The following is a 21,157-nucleotide window of genomic DNA, read 5'->3' as shown; positions in this document are numbered from 1 at the left end:
CAAGGATTCGCCTGGGAGGCGCGCCGGGATGCAGTGCGCGGCGGAAAATCCGTTTTGTCAGCTGAAACGCGGGGTTGGGGTGCGCAACAACGGGGCTGGACCCGTTCTACTTCCCGAAAACGATCCAGTGGCCGGCGTCGTCGGGTTCGATGGCGAAGTCGTGGATGCCGGCGGCCCGCAAGGCGGCCGCCTGGGTGTCGGGGTCGGTGCCCGGCCGGGGCGGCGGCGGGGCGTCCTCGCGCCAGCGGGGATCGCGGGCGGCCATCTCGCGGCAGATGGCCCGCCGCATGGCCGGCGGCCCAAGGCCCCCGCCGATATAGGCCCGGCCGTCCGGGGCCAGCACCCGCCATATTTCGCCAAAGGATCGAGGCAGATCGTCCCAGAACATGACCGAACCCCGGCTGACCACCAGATCGACGCAGCCCTCGGCCAGGGGGAGGGCCGTGACGTCGGCCCCAAGGACCGTTGCCCGGCCAGGCAAGCCGCGCGCGGCGATTTCCTGCCGCGCCGCCCGGAGCATGGCCACAGAGCGGTCGGCCAGGATCACCCGGCAGGCGCTGGCCTCGGCCACGGCCAGGCCGAGCAGGCCGCCTCCGGCCCCGGCGTCCAGGCAAAGCCCTCGGCGTATTCCCGAGGCGGCCAGGAACCGGGCGGCGTAATAGGGATAGAGCGGGGCGAAGATCTCCCGGCTGATGGCCGCAAACCCCTCGGCGTCGCCGGTCTTCTCCATGGGCATCGCCGTTACTTCCCGGCGAACTTGTCCTGGCGGTGGATCACGGCCATGACGCCCTGGTTGTAGAGGTTGCGGGCAAAGCATTCGCAGGTGATGTCGCAGCCGGACAGCATGTGCATGAACATGCTGCGGTTGCCCACGGCAATGCTGCGCGCGGCAATGGCCTCGCCGATGGTTCCGGTGGGCATTTCGCTGAAAAAGCCGGAGTAGGGATAGGCTTTGTCGTCGGTGTCGTCCTGGTAGTAGCGGTAGCCGCCGTTGTGCTCGAAGAGGCTGTGCTTCCCTTTGCTTATGGCCAGGAACTGGCCGTCGCCGGGTTCGTAGGCGAACCAGCCCCGGCCGTTGGCGCAGGCCTGGTGGGGCAGGGGAAACTGGCGGCAGCCCACGCCTTCGATAAGGGCCAGGGCCACCTTGTCGGTACGCAGCAGCTTGAGCAAGGCCGGGCGGATGTCGGTCAGGCAGGCCACCGGCCCGAGGTTGTTGCTGACGGGGATGATCGGGCTGGGCTGGGGAATCTTGTAGAGGCGGCGCAGGGACGTGCCCTTCAAGTAGTGGCCCTCCTTGACCGCGACCATGTGTTCCGGCAGACGCTCGCCGTCGGCGGCCGCGCCGTCGAACAGGGACAGGATGTCGGCCTTGGAGGCCACATGGGCGATGGCCGGATGGTTGGCCAGCTTGTCGAGGTCCCCGGCCGAGGCGTCGTAGAGGCCGGCGTAATGGGCGCACCAGTTGCTGGAGACGGCCAGGCCGTCCAGGCCTTCCAGGTCCACGGGCACGGCGGCGGGCACGAGTTCGCCCGTGCCGACCAGGACCACGATAAAGCCCGACTCCCGGGCGAAACGCTCCACGGCGGCGAAAGCCCCGTCGATGCGGGCCTGCTCCTCGGCCTTGGTCAAGGGCGAATGGCGCAGGGAATAGTATTGTTCGGAGAAACTAAGAAACGCGAACCGGGGATCGTAGCGCTCGACGAATTCCAGGGCGACGTCGGCCACCCAGTCGTTGCAGGCCGCGTCGCGGTCGCCGGGATAGGGCCGGCGGCCGACGACGCCGGCGACCATGTCGGTCAGGGGGCCGGTTGCTTCCCTGGGCCGGCCGGTGCGCAGATCAACGGTTTGCTGCCACTCGCGGGCGTCGAGGATGGCCAGGCTCATGAGCACGCCTCCTTGGCGGTTGCCGGATCGGGGTCGCCGCGCAGGGCGACGGATGCGCCGCAGCGCGGGCAGGCCCCGCCGTCCAGATGCACGGCCTGGAGCCGGTCGCCGCCGCAGCCCAGGCTGTGGCGTTCGATGACGGCCTCGCCGCAACCCGGACACAGGGTGTTGACCCAGCGCGAGCCGATGAAATTGTGGAAATACACGTAGCGCAGCTTGCCCCGGGCGGCCGCCTCGACCTGGGCGCCCACGGCCGCCACGCTCGGGTAGTCCTCCTGGCGCATCTTGTATTCCGGCAGCAGCCGGAAGGCGTGCCAGGGAACGTCCGGCCCGACCCCGGCCAGGAAGTCGACCATCTCGCTAAGTTCGTGGCTGTTTATGCCCTCGATGACCGGGGTGGTCACCTCCACGTGGGTGGTCCGGGCCAGAGCCTGGATGTTACGCAGGATCGGCCCCACGTCGGGAACGCCGAGATAGTCCCGGCAGAACTCGGGCGACAGGCCCTTGAGGCTCACGTTGACGCAGTCGAATATCGCGCCAAGGCGCGCCGTCCCCTCTGGCGTGGCGTAGCCGTTGGTCAGGCAGCCCATGACCAGGCCGGCCCGGCGGGCGGCAACGCTCACCCGCTCCAGGGTGGGCAGGGAGACGGTGGGCTCGTTGACGGAAAAGACGATGGCCCGGCAGCCGCGCTTTCGGGCCACGGCCACGAGATCTTCCGGCAAAATGTCGAGCATGACGTCCTGCTGTCCGGCCGGATCGACCTTGACCACCTCGGCGTTGGCGCAATAGCGGCAGTCGAAATTGCAGCCGGCCGTGCCGACCACCAGACAACGCGCTCCGGGCCAGGCGTGGTAGAAGGGAATGGTCTCCATGCGGGCCGTGGCGTAGGCGCACCAGCGGTCGGGAAAGCGTTCCTCCACCAGGCCGTGCGGGGCATGGTACATGCGGCAATAGCCGGAGGTGTCCGGTCCCAGCGGACAGCGCCGCTCACAGACATCGCAACGGATCATGGGAACTCCTTGGCGAGGCGATCATTGCTGTTTCCGCTTCGGTTTCGTTGGCGTCAAGCACCGAACGGCAGCAGCCAGACGGCAACCGCCGCCGCCAGCAGCACGGCGTCGCCGGCCCCGAGCGTCAGGCGCGAGGCCCTGGCCGGCGGCGCGCCGGAAATGCCGCGAAGCTCCAGGGACAAGGCCAGGTCCGTGGAACGGCGCAACTGGGCCAGGAAAACCGGGATGAACAGCGGCAAAAAATTCTTGGGATTGCGCAGCCGTTTGGGGTCAAACCCCCGGCAGCGCTGGACCTCGACCACATGGGCGGCCAGGGAGAACACGCTTGGCAACAGCGTGACCAGGGCCGAGCAGAAGAGCACCAGCTTTCCCGGCAGCCGCAACGCCCGCAAGGACAGGAGCAGGTCGGAAAACGTCGTCCACTTGACGACCAGGATGTCGGCCAGGAGCATGACGAGCAGGCGCAGCTCGAAAACGGCCAGCCAGGAAAGCCCCAGAACAAGGCCTTCGCGCCAAGTGGCGGCCTTTTCCACCCCGCCCAGCAGGAACAGCACGCCCAGGGTCGGCAGGGAGGCGACGCATACGCCAAGAGCCAGCCAGACGATGCGGTCGAACTGCCGCGAGGCGACAAGCAGGCCGGCCAGGAGCAGGTTGACGCCGACCAGGATGCGCCAGTCCGGGCAGGCAAAGGCGTAGACGGAAAGGGACACGGCAAAGGCGCACTTGGACAGGGCGCTTGCCCGGCGAAGGACGGCCGTCATGGGGCCAGCCAGGGGTTTGGCCGGTCCGAGGCGATCCGGCCGTTGGCCACGGTGACCCAGCGCGTGGCGGCCATGGCCGCGAAGGCTTCCTCGTGGGTGGCCAGGAGCACGGCCCGGCCCTTTGCCGCTTGCCTGCGGACCTCGGCGGCCATGGCCGCCATGTTGGCCGCGTCCAGGCCCGTGGTCGGTTCGTCCAGGCACAACACGGCCGGCTCGGCCACGAGGATGGCGGCCAGACACAGGCGGCGCTTTTCCCCGAAGCTCAAGGAAAAGGGCGCGCGCGAAAGCATTGCGTCAAGGCCGAAGCCGGCCAGGGCGGCGCGGCAGCGAGCCAGCCGTTCTTCGGGCGCGACACCGCGATTTTCCAGCCAGTAGCCGCATTCGGCGGCCACAGTGTGGGCGAAAAGCTGTTCCTCGGGATTTTGGAACATCAGCCCCACGTCGCTAGCGGCCGTCAGTCCCGCCCCCAGGGCGACCCGCCCGACGGCCGGCTTGCCCAGGCCCTTTATAAGCCGCAGCACCGTGGACTTGCCGGCCCCGTTGGCCCCGAGCAGGGCCACGACCTCACCCGGGCGCACGGCCAGGTCCAGGCCGCGAAGGACCGGCGCGGTCGGAGAGTAGCTGAAACCCACGCCCTGCAATGCGACCAAAGGCGCGGCGTCCGGCGAGGCAAGTGAAAAAGGCGGCAGGGCGGCCAGGGTTTCGTCCCGGTCGCCGGCCTCGTCGTTCCAGGCTTCCCAGTCGCTCGCCGGGCCGTCATGGACGATGCGGCCGCTGTCCAGGGCGATGAGCCGGTCGGCGAAACCGGCCAGCCGTTTCCGGTCGTGTTCGATGACCAGGATGATCCAGCCGAGTTCCCGGCTCAGTTCCGTCAGATGGGCAAAAAGCCGGTCGGCGGCGGCGGCGTCGAGGTAGTTGGTGGGTTCGTCCAGGAGCAGCACGCGCGGTTCCATGGCCAGCATGGACAGGACGGCGGTCAATTGTTTCTGGCCCAGGGACAGACTGCCCAGGGAGGCTTCGCCACGCTCGGCGAAGCCGTATTGGCCAAGGAGCGTCGCGGCGGTTTGCCGGCAGCAGGCCTCGTCCTCGCCCCGGGCGAGCAAGGCCAGGGCCAGCTCGTCGTAGACGGTGCGGCAAAACAGCTGGGCTTCGGGGTTCTGCCCCACCAGCCCGGCGAAACCCACCGGCGCGCCGTCGGTTCCGTCGCGTCCGGCAAAGGCCAGCCGGCCGTCGGTGCGCCCGGCCAGGGCCAGCCTGTGCGCCCCGCACAGATGGTAGCCGAGGGTGGATTTGCCCGAACCCGACGGGCCGACGATGCCCACCCGCTCTCCCTGGCCGATGCGGAGGGTTGCATGGGCCAGGGTGGGGCAGGTCGCGCCGGCAGGCACGAAGGAGACGTCGTCCAGTTCAATCATGACTGGCGCAGCATGGCCACGACGTGGAGGTCCTTGATGCGTCGCCACACGGTAAGGGCCAGGTAGACGCCAAAGCCGTTGATGAAGACGGACGTGACCAGCGAGATGCCGAACAGGGCCTTGGTGGCCGTGGCCCACGGCACGCCCAGGGCCACGCGAACGCCCATGGCCGCCGTGGGGCCGAGCAGGCCGCCGCAGATGACGGCGACATAGGCCCGGGCCTGGGGCAGGGACGCGCGCAGCAGCGTGAAAAGCGTGTCGAACACCACCCCCTGGATCAGGGCCGGCACGAGCTTCATGACGCCCGGCTGGCCGCCGGCCGCCGGCATGAACGCGGCGGCCAGCAGCCCCCAGGCCAGTTCGAAGGCAATGAGCGTGCCGAAGCGGTCGATCATGAGCCGGGTGAGCGTCATGAGCATGATCGAGACGAGCATTTCCAGCCGGGCCACCTCGTGAATGGCCGTGAGCTGCAGCGCGGTCTTGAAAACCATGCCCCAGCCGAAGTCCAGGGCCACCATGGAGGCGAAGAACACCACCTGGGCGGTGGACAGCCCCGGCCGGCGGTCGGCTAGAACTTGCATGACATTTCCAGGTAAAGCGCCCGCCCGGTGTTGACGGAATTGGGGTTATGGGCGGTGTAGTACTGGTGGTCGAGGAGATTTTCGCCGGTCAGCGAGACCGTCAGCTTCTCGCCGTAGGTTCCCATGAAGTCCAGGTTGCGCCAGACCTTGGCGTTGACCAGGGCGTGGGGCGGGATGATGTTGGCGTCGGTGTTGACGTCGTCGCCGTACATGAGCCCCACGTACTGCACGCCGAACTTGCTGTTGAGATACTTGTTGAGCCAGGTGAAGCCGACGTTGAACGAATTTTGCGGCACATAGGGCAAAAGCTTGCCGACGAGATCGGGCCGGCCCGGGAAGTCCGCCACCCGGGAGTCATTGAAGGTGTAGTTGGCGAAAAGCGTGAACTTCTTCATGACGTCGAAGCCCGAGAACTTGAACGGATCATACTCGCCATTAAGCTCCGCGCCCCAGATCTGCACCTGGCCGATGTTCTGCTTTTGCATGATGCCCGAGGCCACGGTGACGTAGGACTGGAAGTCGCGGCCCACCGAAAAGTAGCCCGAACCCGAGAAGCGCAGGTTCTCCAAGGGCGCGTAGTCCGAGCCGACTTCGAAGGAGTCGAGCTTTTCCGGCCCCAGCGACGGGTTGGAGATCTTGGAACCGCCCTTCATCTTGCCGGTGCGGTACATGTCGTCCAGAAGCGGGGCGCGGAAGGCGTGGCCGTAGGACAGGTAGGCGCTTAAATTGTCCATGAAGAAGTACTTGGCCGAGGCCCGGGGGCTCCAGTCGTCCCAGTTATGGTCCGGGTAGTACTCGGTGTACTTGCTTAAGCTTGAGATGTTGGTGTCGTAGTGGCCATCGAAGGTGGTGGCGTTGTCGTAGCGCAGGCCGGCCAGGAAGATGAGCTTGTCGTCGAGGAACTTGAGCTGGTCCTGGAAAAAGACGCCGTAGCTGCGGATCTTGCCGTAGTCGGTGGCGAAGTTGGTGTTGGTGCGGTAGTAGTCCGTGCCGTCCATAATGCCCAGGCTGTAGTCGAAGCCGGCCGTGAAGGTGTTGAAGGCCCATTCCTTGGAGACGTTGGAGAGCAGGCCGTACTGCTTGCGGTTCACCTTGGCGTCGTAGCGGGTGTACTTGGAGATGTCGGTGACGTCGGACCAGGATTCGTTGACGCGGGTGTAATTGATGTCGGTGAAGTAGGCGTTGACCACGGCCGACCAGCCTTCCCAGGAGCCGGTGAATTTCCCCTGCCAGGCGTCGGTGTCGTATTCGCGGTGCACGCCGTCGGAGGCGAAGTATTTCGTGCCTTCGCCGGCCCGCTGGCTGTCGTTGGTGTACTGGAATTCCAGGTTGTTGTTGGCGTTGATGTCCCAGCCGAGCTTGGCGTTGACGGTGCCTTCCCGGATGAACTCCTTGACGGACCAGGGGGTCTGTTCGTCGCTGGGGGTGGCCATGTAGCCGGGCGAGGTGTGGTAGAGGCCCGAAACGCGGGCATAGAGCGCCGTGGGTTCCTCGGAGGTCCGCCCGGCCAGCACGCCCCGCAGCTTCCAGTCGTCATATGTGCCGTAGCTGGTGGAGGCCATGCCGGAAACGACCTTGGTCGGTTTTTCGGTGATGATATTGATGACGCCGCCCATGGCGTTGTTGCCGTAGATGGAGGCGGCCGGGCCTTTGAGGATCTCGATGCGCTTGACGTCTTCGAGGTTGATGCGGTTCCAGTTGACGTCGCCCATGTCCGAGGTGTTTTGCGGCACGCCGTCGATGAGGACCAGGGTACGGCCCTGCTCGTTGCCAAGCCCGCGCAGGGACACCACCGACTTGAAGCTGTAGATGCCGCTTGGCCGCTCCACGTGGACGCCGGAAATGTAGGACAGGGCCTCATCCACGGTCTGGATGGGCAGGTCCTTGAGTTCCTGGCGGGTGATGATGGCCACCCGGCCGGGCACGTCCTTCATGGGCTGTTCGGTGCGGGTGGCCGTGACCACCACTTCCTCCATGTTGGCGGCCATTTCCCCGGGATCGGTCTGGGCCGGGGCCAGGGATGGCGCAAGGGCGCAGCATAACGCCAACGACGCAATAACCAGACGCTTCATACAACTCCTCCGCGAGACCCATCTGTGTCGGATGCCGTTCCCACTCCTTGCCGCGACAGTCGCCGTGGCGCGCCCGCCGTCGAGCGCGACGCTCCCCGCGCAAGCCGCACGCCTGTTCGGCCGCTGTCCGTCGCAGTGGCCTCGCCGCCAGGCGAGGCGTGTTCCCTTTGTCCGGTTGGCGGCTTTCCCCGTTTGCCTGCCCGCTTGCGCTCCCGGCCTTGTGCCGGGTGATCGACGACGCCAGAACCTGCCGCCGAGGCGGCCCCTCTCGTTGTCGGCATCCGCTAAGTAACTTTGACTGTCACGAATAATTCTATTCACATGACAGTTGATATTTAAAACGGAATCAGCATAAGCGCTTCGTTGTGTCTCCGTTGTACGAAGCTGTCGGCGATGCTTGGCTTTGGCCGGATGTATGTAATAAATTTAATAAAAGCAATGGTTCACGATAATTTTGTGAAGCGTGATCGTTGAGGGTTATTTTGTCTTTTACCTGTTAAATTTCCGATTGAAGCATTGATCATGCTTGTATGAATCCTTATGTTGCCTGAAAGTGCCTGTTGTTGCGTCGAAAAATTTTTGTTTGGAGATTGTTTGTGGCTGACGGGGTGCCATGGGTGAAGAAAACTGGCGGAGGATGCAGCCCGAAATTGTTCATGAAACAGGATGAATTCCGGAATTCGAGCCAGCCTCGCGACGTTGACGGTGCTGTCGCGTCCCGGTTTTCCTGACCGGGGGCGATCCGCGAGCCGGATTCATGGAAGGGAGCGTGGCCTGACATGACGATGATGGCCGACGAGGAAGCGCAGCACGACGCCAGCCTGGCCGCTCTGGCCCGCTGCCTGGACACGGCTGTTCCGGCTCGGTCCGGCAAGGCCCGGCCGTGGCTGTGCGCGGCGATTTCCTGCGCCCTGCACAGCCTGGCTGTTATCGGCTTGGTCTGGGCCGGCCTGCTGGACTTGTCCCAAAATTTGCCCGTGGCCGAACCGGTGGTGGAGATTGATCTGGCCGGCCTGGCCGGTCCGGCTGGCGCGGGCGGGGATGGTCGGCTGCCTGGCGGCGGCGACGGGTTGCCCGTTGCTGGGCGGGTAGCAGGTCCTGTCCTGCCGATGGTCGCCCAGGCGGCAGACATGGGGTCGGCGGCAGAGACTATGCCGCCGGACGCCGCGCCGGTTCTTGAGGAGAAGCCCCTTGCTTCGCCCGAAACCGTGCTGCTGCCGGACCCTGAAGCCCCCAAGTCGCCCGAACTCCGGCCGCAGCCCCAACCCCAGCCGCCTCCCAAGCCCAAGCCCCAGGCCAAGCCGCCAGTCCAGCCTCCGGCCAAGGCTCTGCGTCCCCAGGACAAGCCGACGACGGCCAAGACCGTTGCGTCGGCGGCCGTCGCCGGGCCGTCTGTGGCCGAGGCCTCTCCGGGACCGTCCGGCACGGGACCGGCCGGCCCCGGCGAGGGCCATGGGTCGGGGCATGGTCCGGGTCATGGCGGTTTGAGCGGCGACGGGCCGGGCGGGGGCGGCGGCGGCGATTTCGTCGGCCAATTCGGCCAGGGCGACGGGCCGTGCTTCCGACGCCGGTCGTTGCCGAGCTATCCCAGCGAAGCCAAGCGGGCCAACCTGGAGGGCAAGGTGTCGCTGCGGCTTTTCATTGATGCCGCCGGCGGGCTGCGTAACGTCGAGGTGCTGGAGCACAGCGGCCTGGAATTCGCGGAAGAGGCGGTCAAGGCCGTTCGCGCTTCGTCTTTTTCCCCGGCCAAGCGGGGTGGACAGACCGTGGCCAGCCGGGCGACGCTCACCATCCGGTTCAGGATCAACTGATCCGGCCAGGGCGCAGGCGGCCCGTTTGGTCGAGGCCCTTGGCCACAAGGCTTGCCTTCGCCGGGCAGGGTTGGTAGTTGGCAGGCATCCTCGGTTTCCCTTTCACGACCGTGGGGGTGCGCCATGCAGCGGTTTTTCCCGTCTTTTGCGGCCACGGCGATGGTTTTCACACTGCTCTTTGGCACTTGCCCGGCCACGGCCCAAAGTCCGCGGGCCGCGAATCTGCGCCAATCCCTGGGACTGATCCCCTATGCGCCGCCCAAGGCCTTTCTCGACGGCTTTTTCATTGCCGACGAAGGCCGGCCGGCCTTTCTCTTCGGACCGGTCGGGGAGTTCGCGGCCAGTCGTTCCTGCAAGACCTCCTGGCTCATCGAGGACAGCGAGAAGGAGCGGCTCGACAAGCGCGATCCGGCCAACCCGGTCTTCGAGTACACGCTCTACCTGGAGCAGGATTGCTCGGACGGCCTGACCGATTTCGTCTTCCTCGACCAGAGCGCCATGAATCCCAAGCAGTGGATCGAATGGCGACGCCAATTCCACAAGAACAAGGCCGAGCCGGAATACGCCGTCGCGGTCAAGCGTCTGGAAAAGGCCATTGCCGACGGTTTTCCCGTGGCCGGCGAGATGCGGTTCGTGCTGCGAAACGGCGAACTCGACGCCACGTCGCCCCAGGAACTGCTGGCAACCGCAACGGCCTGCCCCCCGCGTTACGACTGCTCCAAGGGGGAGCCGGTGGCCCGGTAGCCCCGGCCTCATGATGCAAACGGCGGCAGCGTGACGCGCGGCGGCGCGTCAGGCATTTCGTACCCAGGGCGTCCCAGGAAAGGGCCGCCAGCGGATCTCGGACGGAGCAGCCATGGCGGCAAGACGCAAACATGTTTCGCGGCAGGAGCGCAGGACGGCCTGGGGCGTGTTGACGGTCCTTACCGCCATCGTCGTCTGGCTGGGGCTGGCCCAATCGCGCCTGAACCCCGCCGTGTTGGTGGCGCTGAGTCCGCCCCCTCCGCCGGGCGTAGCCGCTTCCCAAGCTTCGGGCCGGAGCTTTGCCGACGCCGCCTGGCTGGAGAGCCTGCCCGGAGCCCTGCCGGCCGGGCCGGTGGAAAGCTATGACCCCGAAACCCTATCCGATCGCATCGACGGCAAGGCCGAGCTGTATCTCGCCGCCAATTTTCAGGAAATGTCTATACGACCTTTTAGGCTGCCCGATGGGACGCGTCTGGAGGTCGCCGTCTACACCCAGGCCACGCCCACCGACGCCTTTGCCGTCTTAAGCTCCCAGCGCCGGCCTGGGGCCAGGCCCAGCCCGGTCTCCCCGGACGCCTACGCCACGGAAAATGCCCTCTATTTCACCAAGGGCAACCGCTACGTGGAAATGACGGCCGACCGGGCTGAGGCGGCCACCGGACCGGCCCTGGCCGCCCTGGCCCAGAAACTGGCCGAGGCCCTGCCGGCGGGCGATGCCGCCGCAGCCGGGCAGGGGGCTGCCCGAGACGTCAAGGGGCTGTTTCCGGACGAGGGCTTGATGCCCGGCAGCGTGCGGCTGGCCGCTTCGGACGCTATGGGCCTGGAAGGTTTTTCCAACGTCTACACGGCCGAGTACGCCTTGCCGGCCGGTCCGGCCACGGCCTTTCTGGCCGAGCGCGACACGGCCGAGGCGGCCGCCGCCGACGCCCGGGCCTTTGCCGGTTTCCTCAAGCAAAACGGCTACGCCGCCACGCCGCCTCCGGCCGAGGCCAAGCTGCCGGCCGGAGCCGTGGTGCTGGGGACCGAGGGTTCCTTTGAGATTCTCTGGACACAAGGCCGGCTCCTGGCCGGCGTCCACGACGCCGTCAACCTGGAGGCCGCCGTGGAATTGACTGCCAGGCTGGCGGCCAGCCTCAAGGACGTGACGCCATGACTTTGCCGCAAAAGCCCGCCGTCACCGGTGGCGGTACCGATCCAGGCGCGCCCGACCTGCGCCAGGGGCTTGATCGCCGGCAATTCTTGCGCCGGCTGGCCGGGGCGTCGATCTTGGCCGTGGCCGCCGGGGGCCTTGGCGCGGCTCTCTACGATCCCAAGGGGCCGGCGGGGATGGCCGGGGGCAAGGTGCTGGCCAGTCTGGGCGATTTCCGCGCCGCCGCACCGCCCCCCGGCAAGCCCCGGCTGGCCACGGTCCACGGCGCGGACCGCAAGGCCATGTTCGATCTTGGCGTCAAGGCCCTGGGCGGTATGGAGGCCTTCGTCTCCCGGGGCGACGTGGTGCTGCTCAAGGTCAACGCCGCCTTTGCCTCGCCGGCCATCCTCGGGGCCACAACCCACCCGGATTTGCTCGCCGCCGCCGTGGAGGCCTGCCGGGCAGCCGGGGCGGCCCGGGTGGTCGTTACCGACAATCCCATCAATAGCCCGGAAAGCTGTTTCGAGGTCTCGGGACTGGCCGGCGCGGCGCGAAGCTCCGGCGCGACCATCCTCCTGCCTCGGCCGGCCCTGTTTTCGCCCCTGACCCTGCCCGGCGGCCGGCTCCTCACGGACTGGCCGGTCCTGGCCGGAGCCTTTGCCGGCGTCACCAAGGTCATCGCGCTCTCGCCGGTCAAGGACCACCAGCGGGCCGGGGCCTCCATGAGCCTCAAAAATTTCTACGGCCTCCTGGGCGGGCGGCGAAACATCTTCCACCAGGACATAAACGGCGTCATCGCCGAGTTGGGCCAGCTCCTGCGCCCGACCCTGGTCGTGCTTGACGGCGTGAGCGCCATGATGGCCAACGGCCCCACCGGCGGCTCCCTGGCCGATCTCAAGGCCACCAATACGATGATTTTCTCCGCCGACCCCGTGGCCGCCGACACGCTCGGCGTGGCCCTCTTGGGACGAACGCCGGACGATCTGCCCTATCTGGCCCTGGCCCAGGCGGCCGGGGTGGGCACCATGGACGTGGCCTCCCTGGCCCCGGTGACGATGACCCTCGACAAGGCGGCGGAGTAGGGACATGCGCATCGTCGTCGCCCGCCGGGTCAGCCAAGGCTTTTTCCTGCTCCTGTTTTTCTGGTTTTGTCTCGTGGCCACGGTGGGGGCCGGCTTCCTGCAGCTGCGTGGCTGGCCCATCAACTGGCTGCTGTCCTTGGACCCGCTGACCGCCCTGGGGACCATGCTGGCCACGCACACCCTGTACGCGCCCTTGCTTTGGGGCCTTGGCGTACTGGCCCTGACGTTGTTTGTCGGCCGGTTTTTCTGCGGTTTCGTCTGTCCCCTGGGGACGCTCAACCAGATGACGGGCTGGCTGGCCCGGCTGACCCTTGGCCCCAAGGATCGGGCCGAGGACAACCATCCCGGCCGCGCCCAGGCCGTCAAATACGCCTTATTGGCCTTTTTCCTGGGCTGCGCCGCCTTGGGCGGCCTGCAAACCGGACTCCTCGACCCGTTGCCGCTGGCGTTTCGCAGCGTCAATCTGGCCTTGCTCCCCCTGGCCGACCCGGGCGTGGGCGTCGTCCACGACGCGCCCCGGCACTACGAAGGCGTGTGGTGGATCGGACTCGTTTTTCTGGCCATCCTGGCCCTGAACGCCGTGCTGCCCCGGTTCTTCTGCCGGTTCATCTGCCCCTTGGGGGCGCTTTTCGGTTTGGCCGCCCGGGTCGCTCCCTGGCGCATCGGCAAGGCCACGGACAAGAGCTGCGGCGACTGCCGCTTGTGCGAGTCCCACTGCGAAGGCGGCTGCCGGCCGTCCGGGACGCTTGTCGTCAGCGAGTGCTTGTTGTGCTGCAACTGCCTGGACCGCTGCCCCTCGGGGCGCATCGGCTTTGCCGGCCGGGCTTCGGCCGCCGGGGAAACGGCCCTGCCCGATTTCTCCAGGCGCGGGGCGGTGGCGCTCCTGGCCGCCGGCGCGGCCGGAGCCTTCAGCGCGCCGCTGTGGCGGGTGGAGGACGCCGCCGGCCTTGGCCGTTCGCCCTTGCTCATCCGGCCGCCCGGTTCCCTGGACGAGGAGCGCTTCCTGGCCCGCTGCATTCGCTGCGGCCAGTGCATGCGGGCCTGTCCGTCCAACATCATCCAGCCGTCGGTCACGACGGCCGGGCTCATCGGGCTGTGGACGCCGGTCCTCAACTACCGCCTGGGCCGCTCGGGTTGTCAGCCAAACTGCATCGCCTGCGGCCAGGTCTGCCCCACGGCGGCCATCCGGCCGCTCGGCCTTCAGGAAAAGCTCGGCCAGGGCGACTATGCCGCCGCCGGCCCTATCCGCCTGGGCACGGCCTTTGTCGATCGCACGCGCTGCCTGCCCTGGGCCATGGGCCGGCCGTGCATCGTCTGCCAGGAAGTCTGCCCGGTCAGTCCCAAGGCCATCTTCGTGCGCGAGGTCTTCGAGCCGGTGCGTGGCGGCCGTTTGTCCCTGGCTGGCGCGCGCGGAGCGACCCTGGCCCTGGCCCGGCCCTTGGCCGTGTCCGGCAATGCGGCCAGCGGCGACTATTACGTTCGGCTCCTTGGCGCGCCCGAGGCCACCCCGGTGCGGCTGGTCGGCGGCGGCGGGACCGAGCTGGCCCTGGCCGCCGCCCTGCCCGGAGCCGCTCCCGGGCGCGAGGTCGAGGTGCTTATCCATCTGATGCAGCCTCAGGTGGACCCGGCCCGGTGCGTGGGCTGCGGCATGTGCGAACACGAGTGTCCGGTTTCCGGCCTTCGGGCCATACGCGTCACCAGCGAAAACGAGTCGCGGTCCGGTCCCGGCCGCATGTTGGCCTGAAAAGGAGGTTTTCCATGGCAAAAGACAACCAGGCCGGGTTGACCCGGCGCGAGCTCATGAAGACCCTGGGCATGGGTGGACTGGCCGTGGCCGGTCTTGGCGCGCTGCCGACGGTGGCCACGGCGGCCGAGGAAAAGCCCGAGGCCGGCGGCGCGGCCATGCCCCGGCGCACCCTGGGCAAGACCGGGATGGAGGTTTCGATCCTCAACCTCGGCGGCATGTTCGACACGGTCAACAACCAGCTGCTGCTCAAGCAGGCCCTGGGCTGGGGCATCAACTTCTGGGACACGGCCGAGGCCTACGGCAACGGCCTGTCCGAGGAAGGCTTCGGCCGGTTTTTCGCCCGCAATCCCGAAGCGCGGAGCCAGATCGTCCTGACCACCAAGCTCACGCCCAAGGGCGGCAACTTCGACGAACGCCTGGACGCCGCCCTGGCCCGGCTCAAGACCGACCATGTGGAGCTGTTCTACATCCACGCCATCTCGTCGCCGGCCGAACTCGACGGCCAGCTCAAAGACTGGGCGGCCAAGGCCAAAAAGGCCGGTAAGATCAAAAACTTCGGCTTCAGCACCCACAACAACATGGAAGACTGTCTGCAGGGCGCGGCCGGCCTCGATTGGATCGACGCCTGCATGATCTCCTACAACTTCCGCCTCATGCACGAGGCCAAGATGCGCCAGGCCCTGGCCGCCTGCAAAAAGGCCGGTATCGGGGTCGTGGCCATGAAGACCCAGGGCGGCGGGCCGGTCAAATCCGACAGCCCGGCCGAACTCGACATGGCCGGCCGGTTCCTGGAAAAGGGTTTCACCGACAAGCAGGCCAAGCTCAAAGCGGTCTGGAACAATCCCGACATCGCCTCCATCTGCTCGCAAATGCCCAACCTCACCATCCTCGGAGCCAACGTGGCCGCCGCCCGGGACCGCACGGCCCTGGCGCGCGAGGATTTCGAGTCCCTGCGCCGCTACGCCGAGGCCACCTGCGGCGACTACTGCGCCGGGTGTTCGTCCATCTGCGGCGCGGCCATGGGCGGCGCCGTGCCTGTGGCCGACGTCATGCGGGCCATGATGTATTACCGCGACTACGGCGAGCGGGAGATCGCCCGGGAGCTGTTCGCCAGCCTGCCCGAGAGCGTGCGCGCGGGGCTTGGCTCCATGGATTTCTCCCCGGCCCAGGCGGCCTGTCCGCGCGGGCTGGCTATTGCCGAGGTCGTGCGGGACGCGGCGTCGCTGCTCGCCTAAGCGGCTGTGGTCCCGGACGGCCCGGGGCCATGGGATGGGAAGAACGGAAGCCCGGCGGTGGCTCGGCGGCCGCCCGACCATGCTCCCGGGCCTCGCTACAAGGAGAGCGCATGAAGGCACGCTTTGGCGCGGCGCGGCTCTTGGGCGCGCTGCTTGCGGCCCTGGTTGGGCTGGTTCTGGCTTTCCCCGCAGTCGGTCGGGCCGATGCGGTCACCGACAGCGTGGCCGCCGTGGAGCCGACATGCCGAGACGTGGCGGATCGGATCTTTGCCCTCAGGGAGCAGGGCGGCGCGGAACATCAAAGCAGCGCCCTGCTGCGCGAGACCCTGGCCGGGCTGGGCTTCGCGGTCACTGGCGATCTGTCGGTCCCGGCCGACCTTGTGCCGGGAGGCGTGTCCCAAACGGCGTTCAGGGCCGAGATGGCGGGCAATGCCCCTGGCCCAACCGTCGCTATCATGCTCGAATACGACGCCCTGGCCAACGGCCATTCCTGCGGCCACAATCTCATTGCCGGCAGCGGGCTTGTGGCCGCCGCCGCCCTGGCCAGGCTCATGCCCGGGCTGCCGGGGCGGCTGGTGGTCATGGGCACCCCCGACGAGGAACGGGGATCGGCCGGCGGCGGCAAGGTGGCGCTCCTGGAAGGCGGCCATTTCGATGGCGCGGACGTGGTCCTTATCACCCATCCGGCCGACCGCTGGAGCCTGGACCAGCGCCTTCTGGCCATGAAACGGGCTACGTTCACCTTCCACGGCAAGGCCTCCCATGCCGCCGCCGCGCCGGAAAAGGGCGTCAATGCCTTAAATGCCGTCCAGCTGACCTTCCACTGCGCCGACATGCTGCGCCAGCACTTGCCCCAGGACGTGCGGCTGCACGGCATCGTGACCAAGGGCGGCGACAAGGTGAACGTGGTGCCGGAGCTGGCCCAGGCGGAATTCGCCGTGCGCGCCCTGGACACCGCCACCATGGACGACGCCTACGCCCGCCTTGTCGACTGCGCCAAGGCCGGGGCGCTCGGCACGGGGGCCTCGCTGGAATTCGTCGCCCCGCGCGTGGCCCTGACCTCGCCGGTTGTTGTCGCGCCGCTTATCGAGGCGACGCGGCGCGGGCTGTTGGCGGCCGGCGTCGAGGCCGGGCAGCTCAAGGATTGGACGGAGTTCGTCTCTTCTGACCTGGGTCGGGTCGGGAACGCCTATCCCACGGTCAATGTGTGGTTTAAAATCGCGCCCGGGGGCACGGCCCTGCACTCCGACGCCATGCGGGAGGCGGCCGGCTCGCCCGAAGGCTGGCAGGCGGCGAGAAAGGCCGCCACGGCCGTGGCCCTGACCGCCTATGAGATGTTCACCCATCCCCAGGAAGTCGAGGCCGTCAAACAGGCCTTTACGGCGGCCAGAGGCAAGGCGACAGGCGGTGCGCCGGCCCCATGAGGGAGCGTACACGCTTGTAATGAGAGGAAAGCGGGGAGGGGAGCCGGGTCAGCCTTCGAGCACCACCACGGCGGCGGCGGTGTCGCGGCTGTGGCTGATGCTCACGTGCCAGGACGTCGCGCCAAGGGCCTCGGCCCTGGCCAGGGCCGGGCCGTGGAGCGTCAGGGCCGGGCGACCGGCGGCGTCGGAGAGAATTTCCAAGGTATGAAAGGCCACGCCCTGAGCAAAGCCTGTGCCCAGGGCCTTGGCGGCGGCTTCCTTGGCGGCGAACAGCCCGGCCGTGCGGGTGAGCGGGATCGGGGGCAGGGCGGCCCGTTCGGCCGGCGTCAGGATGCGGGCCAGAAACCTATCGCCGAAACGAATCAGGGCGGCCTCGATGCGATCGAGTTCCACCACGTCGATGCCAAGCCCCCGGATCATGAGCGGCTAGTCGGGAAACCCGTCGATGATGGCGCACATGGTCGAGACGGCCTCCACCATGCCGGTCAGCACGGCCCGGGCCACGATGCTGTGGCCGATGGAATATTCGCTGACCCCCGGCGTGTCCTTGAAGGCATAGATATTGTCGTAGTCCAGGCCGTGGCCGAGGTTGACGCCAAGGCCCTGGCTCTTGGCCAGGGGGATGGCGGCCAGCAGCCGGTCCAGTTCCTTTTGCCGGGCGGCCGGCGTGGCCGCGTCGGCGAAGGCCCCGGTGTGCAGTTCCACGTAAGCCGCGCCCACGGCTTTGCTCGCCTCGATCTGGCGCGGGTCGGGATCAATAAATAAGCTCGTGGGAATGCCGGCCTCGGCCAACTTGGCCACGTAGGCGGCCAGTTCGGCTTCGCGGCCGGCCACGCCCAGGCCCCCCTCGGTGGTCAGCTCCTGGCGTTTTTCCGGCACCAGACAGACCATATCGGGTTTGCGCTTCAGCGCAATGCCGAGCATCTCTTCGGTGGCGGCCATTTCCAGGTGCAGCCGGGTTTTGATGGTCTCGCGCAGCACATGGACGTCGCGGTCGCCGATGTGGCGGCGATCTTCGCGCAGGTGCACGATGATGGCCCGCGCGCCGCCGAGTTCGGCCAGGGCGGCGGCGGCCACGGGGTCCGGGCTTTTGGCCAGCCGGGCCTGGCGGATGGTGGCCACATGATCGACGTTGACCGCAAGCAAGGGCATGACGTGCTCCTTAAAGACAGTGTCAAGGAAGGGTAAGTGTTTTACAAATGGGTGGCAACCGACGGAAACGGGGTGGAGCGGGCCGCGAATTGTTGACAAAGGTCCGACGAATCCGTAAGTGCGATCAACTTTCTTCGATGACGGGGCCCTGCCGCCATGCGCAGATATTCTTCAGCCCCGTTCCCCGCCCGCCCTTCGAGCCGGCGGGGGCAACCCTAACAACGAGATATAGTTTATGAATCTTTGTATCGTAGGCACCGGGTACGTTGGTCTGGTGAGCGCCGCCTGTTTTGCCGAGATGGGCAATGACGTCTGCTGCGTGGACGTCAATCCCACCATCGTCGAGAACCTTCGCCAGGGCAAGGTCCACATCTACGAACCGGGACTTGACGAGCTGGTCAAGCGCAACGTGGCTGAAGGCCGCCTGCGCTTCACCACCAAGGTCGCCGAAGGCATGGAGAACGCGCTGTTCGTGTTCATCACCGTCGGTACTCCGCCCCGCGAAGATGGCTCCTGCGACCTGTCCTTCGTCTATCAGGTGGCCCGGGACATCGGCGCCAACATGAAGGACTACAAGATCGTCGTCGACAAATCCACTGTCCCGGTCGGCACCGCCGACGAGGTGCGCAAGCTCATCGGCGAGGAGCTCAAAAAGCGCGGCGAATTGATCGAATTCGACGTGGTGTCCAATCCCGAGTTCCTCAAGGAAGGCGACGCCATCAACGATTTCTTCAAGCCCGACCGCGTGGTCGTCGGCACGGACAACGTCCGCACCGGCGAACTCTTGAAGGCCCTGTACGCTCCCTATGCCCGCAGCCGCGAGAAGGTCATCGTCATGGGCGTTCGCTCGGCCGAAATGACCAAGTACGCCGCCAACTGCATGCTGGCCACCAAGATTTCGTTCATTAACGAAGTGGCCAACATCTGCGAGAAAGTGGGCGCCGACGTGCGCGACGTGCGCATGGGCATCGGTTCCGACCACCGCATCGGCTACCAGTTCATCTACCCCGGCCTGGGCTACGGCGGCTCCTGCTTCCCCAAGGACGTCAAGGCGCTCATCGACACCGCCCGCAAGATCGGCTTCGAGCCGGAACTGCTGGCCGCTGTTGACGAGGTCAACAAGCGTCAGAAGCATGTGCTCAGCAAGCGGATCATGGAATACTTCGCCCCCCAGGGCGGCGTGAAGGGCAAGACCCTGGCTTTGTGGGGTCTGGCGTTCAAGGCCAACACCGACGACGTGCGCGACGCCTCGTCCTTTGAGCTGATCCGCGACCTGACCGACGCCGGCATGCGTATCGTGGCCTTCGACCCCGTCGCCGGCCCCAACACCCGCGAGCACTTCAAGGGCAACGAGCTGTTGACCGTGGTCGATGAGCAGTACGCGGTGCTGGACAAGGCCGACTGCCTGGCCGTGGTCACCGAGTGGAACCAGTTCCGCAACCCGGATTTCAGCCGCATCAAGAAGACGCTCAAGGCCCCGATCATCTTCGACGGCCGCAACCTCTACTCCCCGCAGCTGTTGGCCGACCTCGGCCTGGCCTACTTCTGCATCGGCCGCCCGGCTCCCAAAATGTAGCTGGCGATCGGTTATCTGACGAGAGAAAGAGGGCGGGTGACCGCCCTCTTTTTTTACGCTCTGTGCCGCTGACAGTAGGAGGCTCGTTTTCGTGCGTTGCCAGTAACACGGACGATGGACTGTTAAAGTTGCTGCACTGGTGGCGGCCTGGGAGGCAGGACGACGAGGCCGAAGGGGCGTTGGCGGCGAGGATGGGAGTCGAACCGGAGTGCGGTGCAGGCCGTCCAAATGGACCGCTGGCGACCAATGAAGGCGACAACGCCGATGAACAGCTCAATGCCGGACAGGAGATCTGCCGTCAGTCGGCTGACGCGCTGGATTCAACAGGGAGTGAGTGTAGAGATAAGGAGACGAGCCGCGTGATAACAAGTAGGGGGTTCCAAAGGGCACAAGCCCTTTGGCCGCCGGAGGCTTTTTACCGCAACTGCGGGCGATAACCCGACGGCGGCGACGCCCCGGGCTAGCGTTCGCTAACCAGGGCGCGGCGGCGGCAGGTGCGCAGCATCAGCTCTTGGAGAATCACCCGTTCGTACTCTTGGGAATGGTCGGCTTCGGGATTTTCCTCTTCCACGAGCATGCGCTCAATGTACTGGGTCTCTTCCCAGAAATCGAGCAACTCGTCGTCGCCAAGGTGCTTGATCTGGTCTTCAAGGGGAAACTGGTCGGCATCGGGGAAAAATTGGCCCATGGGGACGGGACTCCTTAAACGGGGGCGGGTGACGGCGTTTTGCCATTAAACGGACGAGGCCCTTTTGGCAACCCCTTCATGACGTCGTTTCCGTGACGTCCTCGGCCGGCTGCCCGGGCAGGGCGCAGGGGGCCAGGCCCTCGGACAGGATAACGGCCTCGGCCTCGGTCATGCGCAGCTGGCCGTTGAGCACGGCTCCGTCCTCGATGACCACCGACGGGGTCTGGATGTTGCCGGTCAGTTTGGCCGTCTTGTTGAGGATGACGCGCCGGCTGGCCGTGACGTCGCCGCGCACGCTGCCGCTGGCGATGAGTTCGCCCACGCTGATGCTGCCCTCGACTTGCCCTTCCTCGCCGAGCACCAGCACGCCGTCGGAGATGATGTCGCCGATGACGCCGCCGTCGATACGCACGACACCCTGGAAATTGAACTGGCCATGATACTGGGTTCCAGCCCCGAGAAAGGCGGTGATGGCGTCCAGGCGGGGCTTTTTCTTCGACGAGAATCCGAACATGGGTCTGGGTCCTTGGCTGGCGCGGGCGGCGTTAGTAATGCGGATTGGTCTGGCGCTGCAGTTCGATGTTGATCTGGATGATGCGGGCGTTGATGCGTTGGATACGGTCGAGGTTGTCGCTCAAATTCTCGGACAAGGTCCGCTTTTCCTGCTCCAATTGGTAGCGCTCGATCTCCAGGGGATTGGCCCCGGGGCCGGGTTCGAGGGCATCGTATTGGGGCATGGCCGGGGCCGTGCTCTTGGCCTTCTTGCAGCCGGGCGCGACGGCCAGGGCCAGGACCAGGCAGGCCAGGGGCAGGACTCTTCGGTTCATGCGGCGTCCTTTTCTTGAG

The 21,157-nt window shown here is 66.7% G+C and carries 20 protein-coding genes; 8 read left to right on the top strand and 12 right to left on the bottom strand.

What is annotated here, in order from left to right; translation table 11 throughout:
* Positions 1 to 106: 106 nt before the first annotated feature.
* Genes DMR_RS13290 through DMR_RS13260 form a run of 7 tightly spaced genes read right to left on the bottom strand, consistent with a single transcriptional unit; the run spans position 107 to position 7,723 of the window.
* Positions 107 to 730, bottom strand: a complete 624-nt coding sequence (locus DMR_RS13290; protein ID WP_043600673.1) for a class I SAM-dependent methyltransferase — start codon at positions 728 to 730, stop codon at positions 107 to 109.
* 11 nt (positions 731 to 741) lie between these two features.
* A complete protein-coding gene (locus DMR_RS13285) occupies positions 742 to 1,884 on the bottom strand; it encodes a hypothetical protein (protein ID WP_015861425.1) in 1,143 nt (380 codons plus the stop codon).
* Positions 1,881 to 2,894, bottom strand: coding sequence for a radical SAM protein (locus DMR_RS13280; RefSeq protein WP_015861424.1), 1,014 nt, complete (start codon positions 2,892 to 2,894; stop codon positions 1,881 to 1,883). Before DMR_RS13280 ends, DMR_RS13285 begins: the two co-directional genes overlap by 4 nt.
* Positions 2,895 to 2,947: 53 nt before the next feature.
* Positions 2,948 to 3,655 carry an energy-coupling factor transporter transmembrane component T family protein gene (locus DMR_RS13275; RefSeq protein ID WP_015861423.1) on the bottom strand — a complete coding sequence of 236 codons (708 nt, stop codon included), beginning with the start codon at positions 3,653 to 3,655 and terminating at the stop codon, positions 2,948 to 2,950.
* Positions 3,652 to 5,070, bottom strand: coding sequence for an ABC transporter ATP-binding protein (locus DMR_RS13270; protein WP_015861422.1), 1,419 nt, complete (start codon positions 5,068 to 5,070; stop codon positions 3,652 to 3,654). The genes DMR_RS13275 and DMR_RS13270 overlap by 4 nt, the downstream gene beginning before the upstream one ends.
* Positions 5,067 to 5,651, bottom strand: a complete 585-nt coding sequence (locus tag DMR_RS13265) for a hypothetical protein (protein WP_015861421.1) — start codon at positions 5,649 to 5,651, stop codon at positions 5,067 to 5,069. The genes DMR_RS13270 and DMR_RS13265 overlap by 4 nt, the downstream gene beginning before the upstream one ends.
* Positions 5,639 to 7,723: a TonB-dependent receptor gene (locus tag DMR_RS13260; RefSeq protein WP_015861420.1), complete on the bottom strand. Its 2,085-nt coding sequence runs from the start codon at positions 7,721 to 7,723 to the stop codon at positions 5,639 to 5,641. The genes DMR_RS13265 and DMR_RS13260 overlap by 13 nt, the downstream gene beginning before the upstream one ends.
* A gap of 779 nt (positions 7,724 to 8,502) precedes the next feature.
* On the opposite strand from DMR_RS13260, the gene DMR_RS25615 reads away from it, so the two are divergent.
* The 7 genes from DMR_RS25615 (at position 8,503) to DMR_RS13225 (ending at position 16,895) form a co-directional block, all read left to right on the top strand.
* Entirely contained in the window at positions 8,503 to 9,534 is a 1,032-nt protein-coding gene (locus DMR_RS25615) for an energy transducer TonB (RefSeq protein ID WP_015861419.1), read from the top strand.
* A 123-nt stretch (positions 9,535 to 9,657) separates the two neighbouring features.
* Positions 9,658 to 10,278 carry a hypothetical protein gene (locus DMR_RS13250; protein WP_015861418.1) on the top strand — a complete coding sequence of 207 codons (621 nt, stop codon included), beginning with the start codon at positions 9,658 to 9,660 and terminating at the stop codon, positions 10,276 to 10,278.
* A gap of 112 nt (positions 10,279 to 10,390) precedes the next feature.
* Positions 10,391 to 11,431, top strand: a complete 1,041-nt coding sequence (locus DMR_RS13245) for a DUF6599 family protein (RefSeq protein ID WP_015861417.1) — start codon at positions 10,391 to 10,393, stop codon at positions 11,429 to 11,431.
* Positions 11,428 to 12,489, top strand: coding sequence for a DUF362 domain-containing protein (locus DMR_RS13240; RefSeq protein ID WP_043600670.1), 1,062 nt, complete (start codon positions 11,428 to 11,430; stop codon positions 12,487 to 12,489). Before DMR_RS13245 ends, DMR_RS13240 begins: the two co-directional genes overlap by 4 nt.
* Positions 12,490 to 12,493: 4 nt before the next feature.
* Positions 12,494 to 14,233, top strand: a complete 1,740-nt coding sequence (locus tag DMR_RS13235) for a 4Fe-4S binding protein (RefSeq protein ID WP_015861415.1) — start codon at positions 12,494 to 12,496, stop codon at positions 14,231 to 14,233.
* Positions 14,234 to 14,247: 14 nt separating this feature from the next.
* Positions 14,248 to 15,471: an aldo/keto reductase gene (locus DMR_RS13230; protein ID WP_015861414.1), complete on the top strand. Its 1,224-nt coding sequence runs from the start codon at positions 14,248 to 14,250 to the stop codon at positions 15,469 to 15,471.
* A 110-nt stretch (positions 15,472 to 15,581) separates the two neighbouring features.
* A complete protein-coding gene (locus DMR_RS13225) occupies positions 15,582 to 16,895 on the top strand; it encodes a M20/M25/M40 family metallo-hydrolase (protein WP_015861413.1) in 1,314 nt (437 codons plus the stop codon).
* A 48-nt stretch (positions 16,896 to 16,943) separates the two neighbouring features.
* Here the strand turns inward: DMR_RS13225 and DMR_RS13220 are convergent, their stop codons facing one another.
* A complete protein-coding gene (locus DMR_RS13220; protein WP_015861412.1) occupies positions 16,944 to 17,315 on the bottom strand; it encodes a holo-[acyl-carrier-protein] synthase in 372 nt (123 codons plus the stop codon).
* A gap of 6 nt (positions 17,316 to 17,321) precedes the next feature.
* Complete coding sequence (locus DMR_RS13215) at positions 17,322 to 18,047, bottom strand: pyridoxine 5'-phosphate synthase (protein WP_015861411.1); 726 nt, start codon at positions 18,045 to 18,047, stop codon at positions 17,322 to 17,324.
* Between the two features lie 235 nt (positions 18,048 to 18,282).
* Here DMR_RS13215 and DMR_RS13210 point away from each other — a divergent pair, with 235 nt between their 5' ends.
* On the top strand, positions 18,283 to 19,623 hold the full coding sequence (locus tag DMR_RS13210) for a UDP-glucose dehydrogenase family protein (RefSeq protein ID WP_015861410.1): 1,341 nt from the start codon (positions 18,283 to 18,285) through the stop codon (positions 19,621 to 19,623).
* 460 nt (positions 19,624 to 20,083) lie between these two features.
* Here DMR_RS13210 and DMR_RS13205 read toward each other — a convergent pair whose 3' ends face one another.
* The 3 genes from DMR_RS13205 to DMR_RS13195 all read right to left on the bottom strand — a co-directional run bounded on the left by DMR_RS13205 (position 20,084) and on the right by DMR_RS13195 (position 21,138).
* A complete protein-coding gene (locus DMR_RS13205; RefSeq protein ID WP_015861409.1) occupies positions 20,084 to 20,311 on the bottom strand; it encodes a hypothetical protein in 228 nt (75 codons plus the stop codon).
* 76 nt (positions 20,312 to 20,387) lie between these two features.
* Positions 20,388 to 20,825, bottom strand: coding sequence for a bactofilin family protein (locus DMR_RS13200; RefSeq protein WP_015861408.1), 438 nt, complete (start codon positions 20,823 to 20,825; stop codon positions 20,388 to 20,390).
* A 31-nt stretch (positions 20,826 to 20,856) separates the two neighbouring features.
* Positions 20,857 to 21,138: a hypothetical protein gene (locus DMR_RS13195; protein WP_015861407.1), complete on the bottom strand. Its 282-nt coding sequence runs from the start codon at positions 21,136 to 21,138 to the stop codon at positions 20,857 to 20,859.
* Positions 21,139 to 21,157 lie beyond the last annotated feature (19 nt).

Source organism: Solidesulfovibrio magneticus RS-1, assembly GCF_000010665.1.
GTDB lineage: Bacteria > Desulfobacterota > Desulfovibrionia > Desulfovibrionales > Desulfovibrionaceae > Solidesulfovibrio > Solidesulfovibrio magneticus.
Note: the sequence above shows the minus strand (reverse complement) of the source record. Positions and strands in the feature narration are given on the sequence as shown.

Excerpts from the sequence above, each read along its gene's own strand:
- DMR_RS13230 (WP_015861414.1), top strand. The coding sequence starts at position 14,248 with ATGGCAAAAGACAACCAGGCCGGGTTGACCCGGCGCGAGCTCATGAAG.
- DMR_RS13250 (WP_015861418.1), top strand. The coding sequence starts at position 9,658 with ATGCAGCGGTTTTTCCCGTCTTTTGCGGCCACGGCGATGGTTTTCACA.
- DMR_RS13200 (WP_015861408.1), bottom strand. The coding sequence starts at position 20,825 with ATGTTCGGATTCTCGTCGAAGAAAAAGCCCCGCCTGGACGCCATCACC.
- DMR_RS13280 (WP_015861424.1), bottom strand. The coding sequence starts at position 2,894 with ATGATCCGTTGCGATGTCTGTGAGCGGCGCTGTCCGCTGGGACCGGAC.
- DMR_RS13265 (WP_015861421.1), bottom strand. The coding sequence starts at position 5,651 with ATGCAAGTTCTAGCCGACCGCCGGCCGGGGCTGTCCACCGCCCAGGTG.
- DMR_RS13235 (WP_015861415.1), top strand. The coding sequence starts at position 12,494 with ATGCGCATCGTCGTCGCCCGCCGGGTCAGCCAAGGCTTTTTCCTGCTC.
- DMR_RS13285 (WP_015861425.1), bottom strand. The coding sequence starts at position 1,884 with ATGAGCCTGGCCATCCTCGACGCCCGCGAGTGGCAGCAAACCGTTGAT.
- DMR_RS13290 (WP_043600673.1), bottom strand. The coding sequence starts at position 730 with ATGGAGAAGACCGGCGACGCCGAGGGGTTTGCGGCCATCAGCCGGGAG.
- DMR_RS13215 (WP_015861411.1), bottom strand. The coding sequence starts at position 18,047 with ATGCCCTTGCTTGCGGTCAACGTCGATCATGTGGCCACCATCCGCCAG.
- DMR_RS13260 (WP_015861420.1), bottom strand. The coding sequence starts at position 7,723 with ATGAAGCGTCTGGTTATTGCGTCGTTGGCGTTATGCTGCGCCCTTGCG.
- DMR_RS13220 (WP_015861412.1), bottom strand. The coding sequence starts at position 17,315 with ATGATCCGGGGGCTTGGCATCGACGTGGTGGAACTCGATCGCATCGAG.
- DMR_RS13240 (WP_043600670.1), top strand. The coding sequence starts at position 11,428 with ATGACTTTGCCGCAAAAGCCCGCCGTCACCGGTGGCGGTACCGATCCA.
- DMR_RS13195 (WP_015861407.1), bottom strand. The coding sequence starts at position 21,138 with ATGAACCGAAGAGTCCTGCCCCTGGCCTGCCTGGTCCTGGCCCTGGCC.
- DMR_RS13275 (WP_015861423.1), bottom strand. The coding sequence starts at position 3,655 with ATGACGGCCGTCCTTCGCCGGGCAAGCGCCCTGTCCAAGTGCGCCTTT.
- DMR_RS13210 (WP_015861410.1), top strand. The coding sequence starts at position 18,283 with ATGAATCTTTGTATCGTAGGCACCGGGTACGTTGGTCTGGTGAGCGCC.
- DMR_RS13225 (WP_015861413.1), top strand. The coding sequence starts at position 15,582 with ATGAAGGCACGCTTTGGCGCGGCGCGGCTCTTGGGCGCGCTGCTTGCG.
- DMR_RS13245 (WP_015861417.1), top strand. The coding sequence starts at position 10,391 with ATGGCGGCAAGACGCAAACATGTTTCGCGGCAGGAGCGCAGGACGGCC.
- DMR_RS13205 (WP_015861409.1), bottom strand. The coding sequence starts at position 20,311 with ATGGGCCAATTTTTCCCCGATGCCGACCAGTTTCCCCTTGAAGACCAG.
- DMR_RS25615 (WP_015861419.1), top strand. The coding sequence starts at position 8,503 with ATGACGATGATGGCCGACGAGGAAGCGCAGCACGACGCCAGCCTGGCC.
- DMR_RS13270 (WP_015861422.1), bottom strand. The coding sequence starts at position 5,070 with ATGATTGAACTGGACGACGTCTCCTTCGTGCCTGCCGGCGCGACCTGC.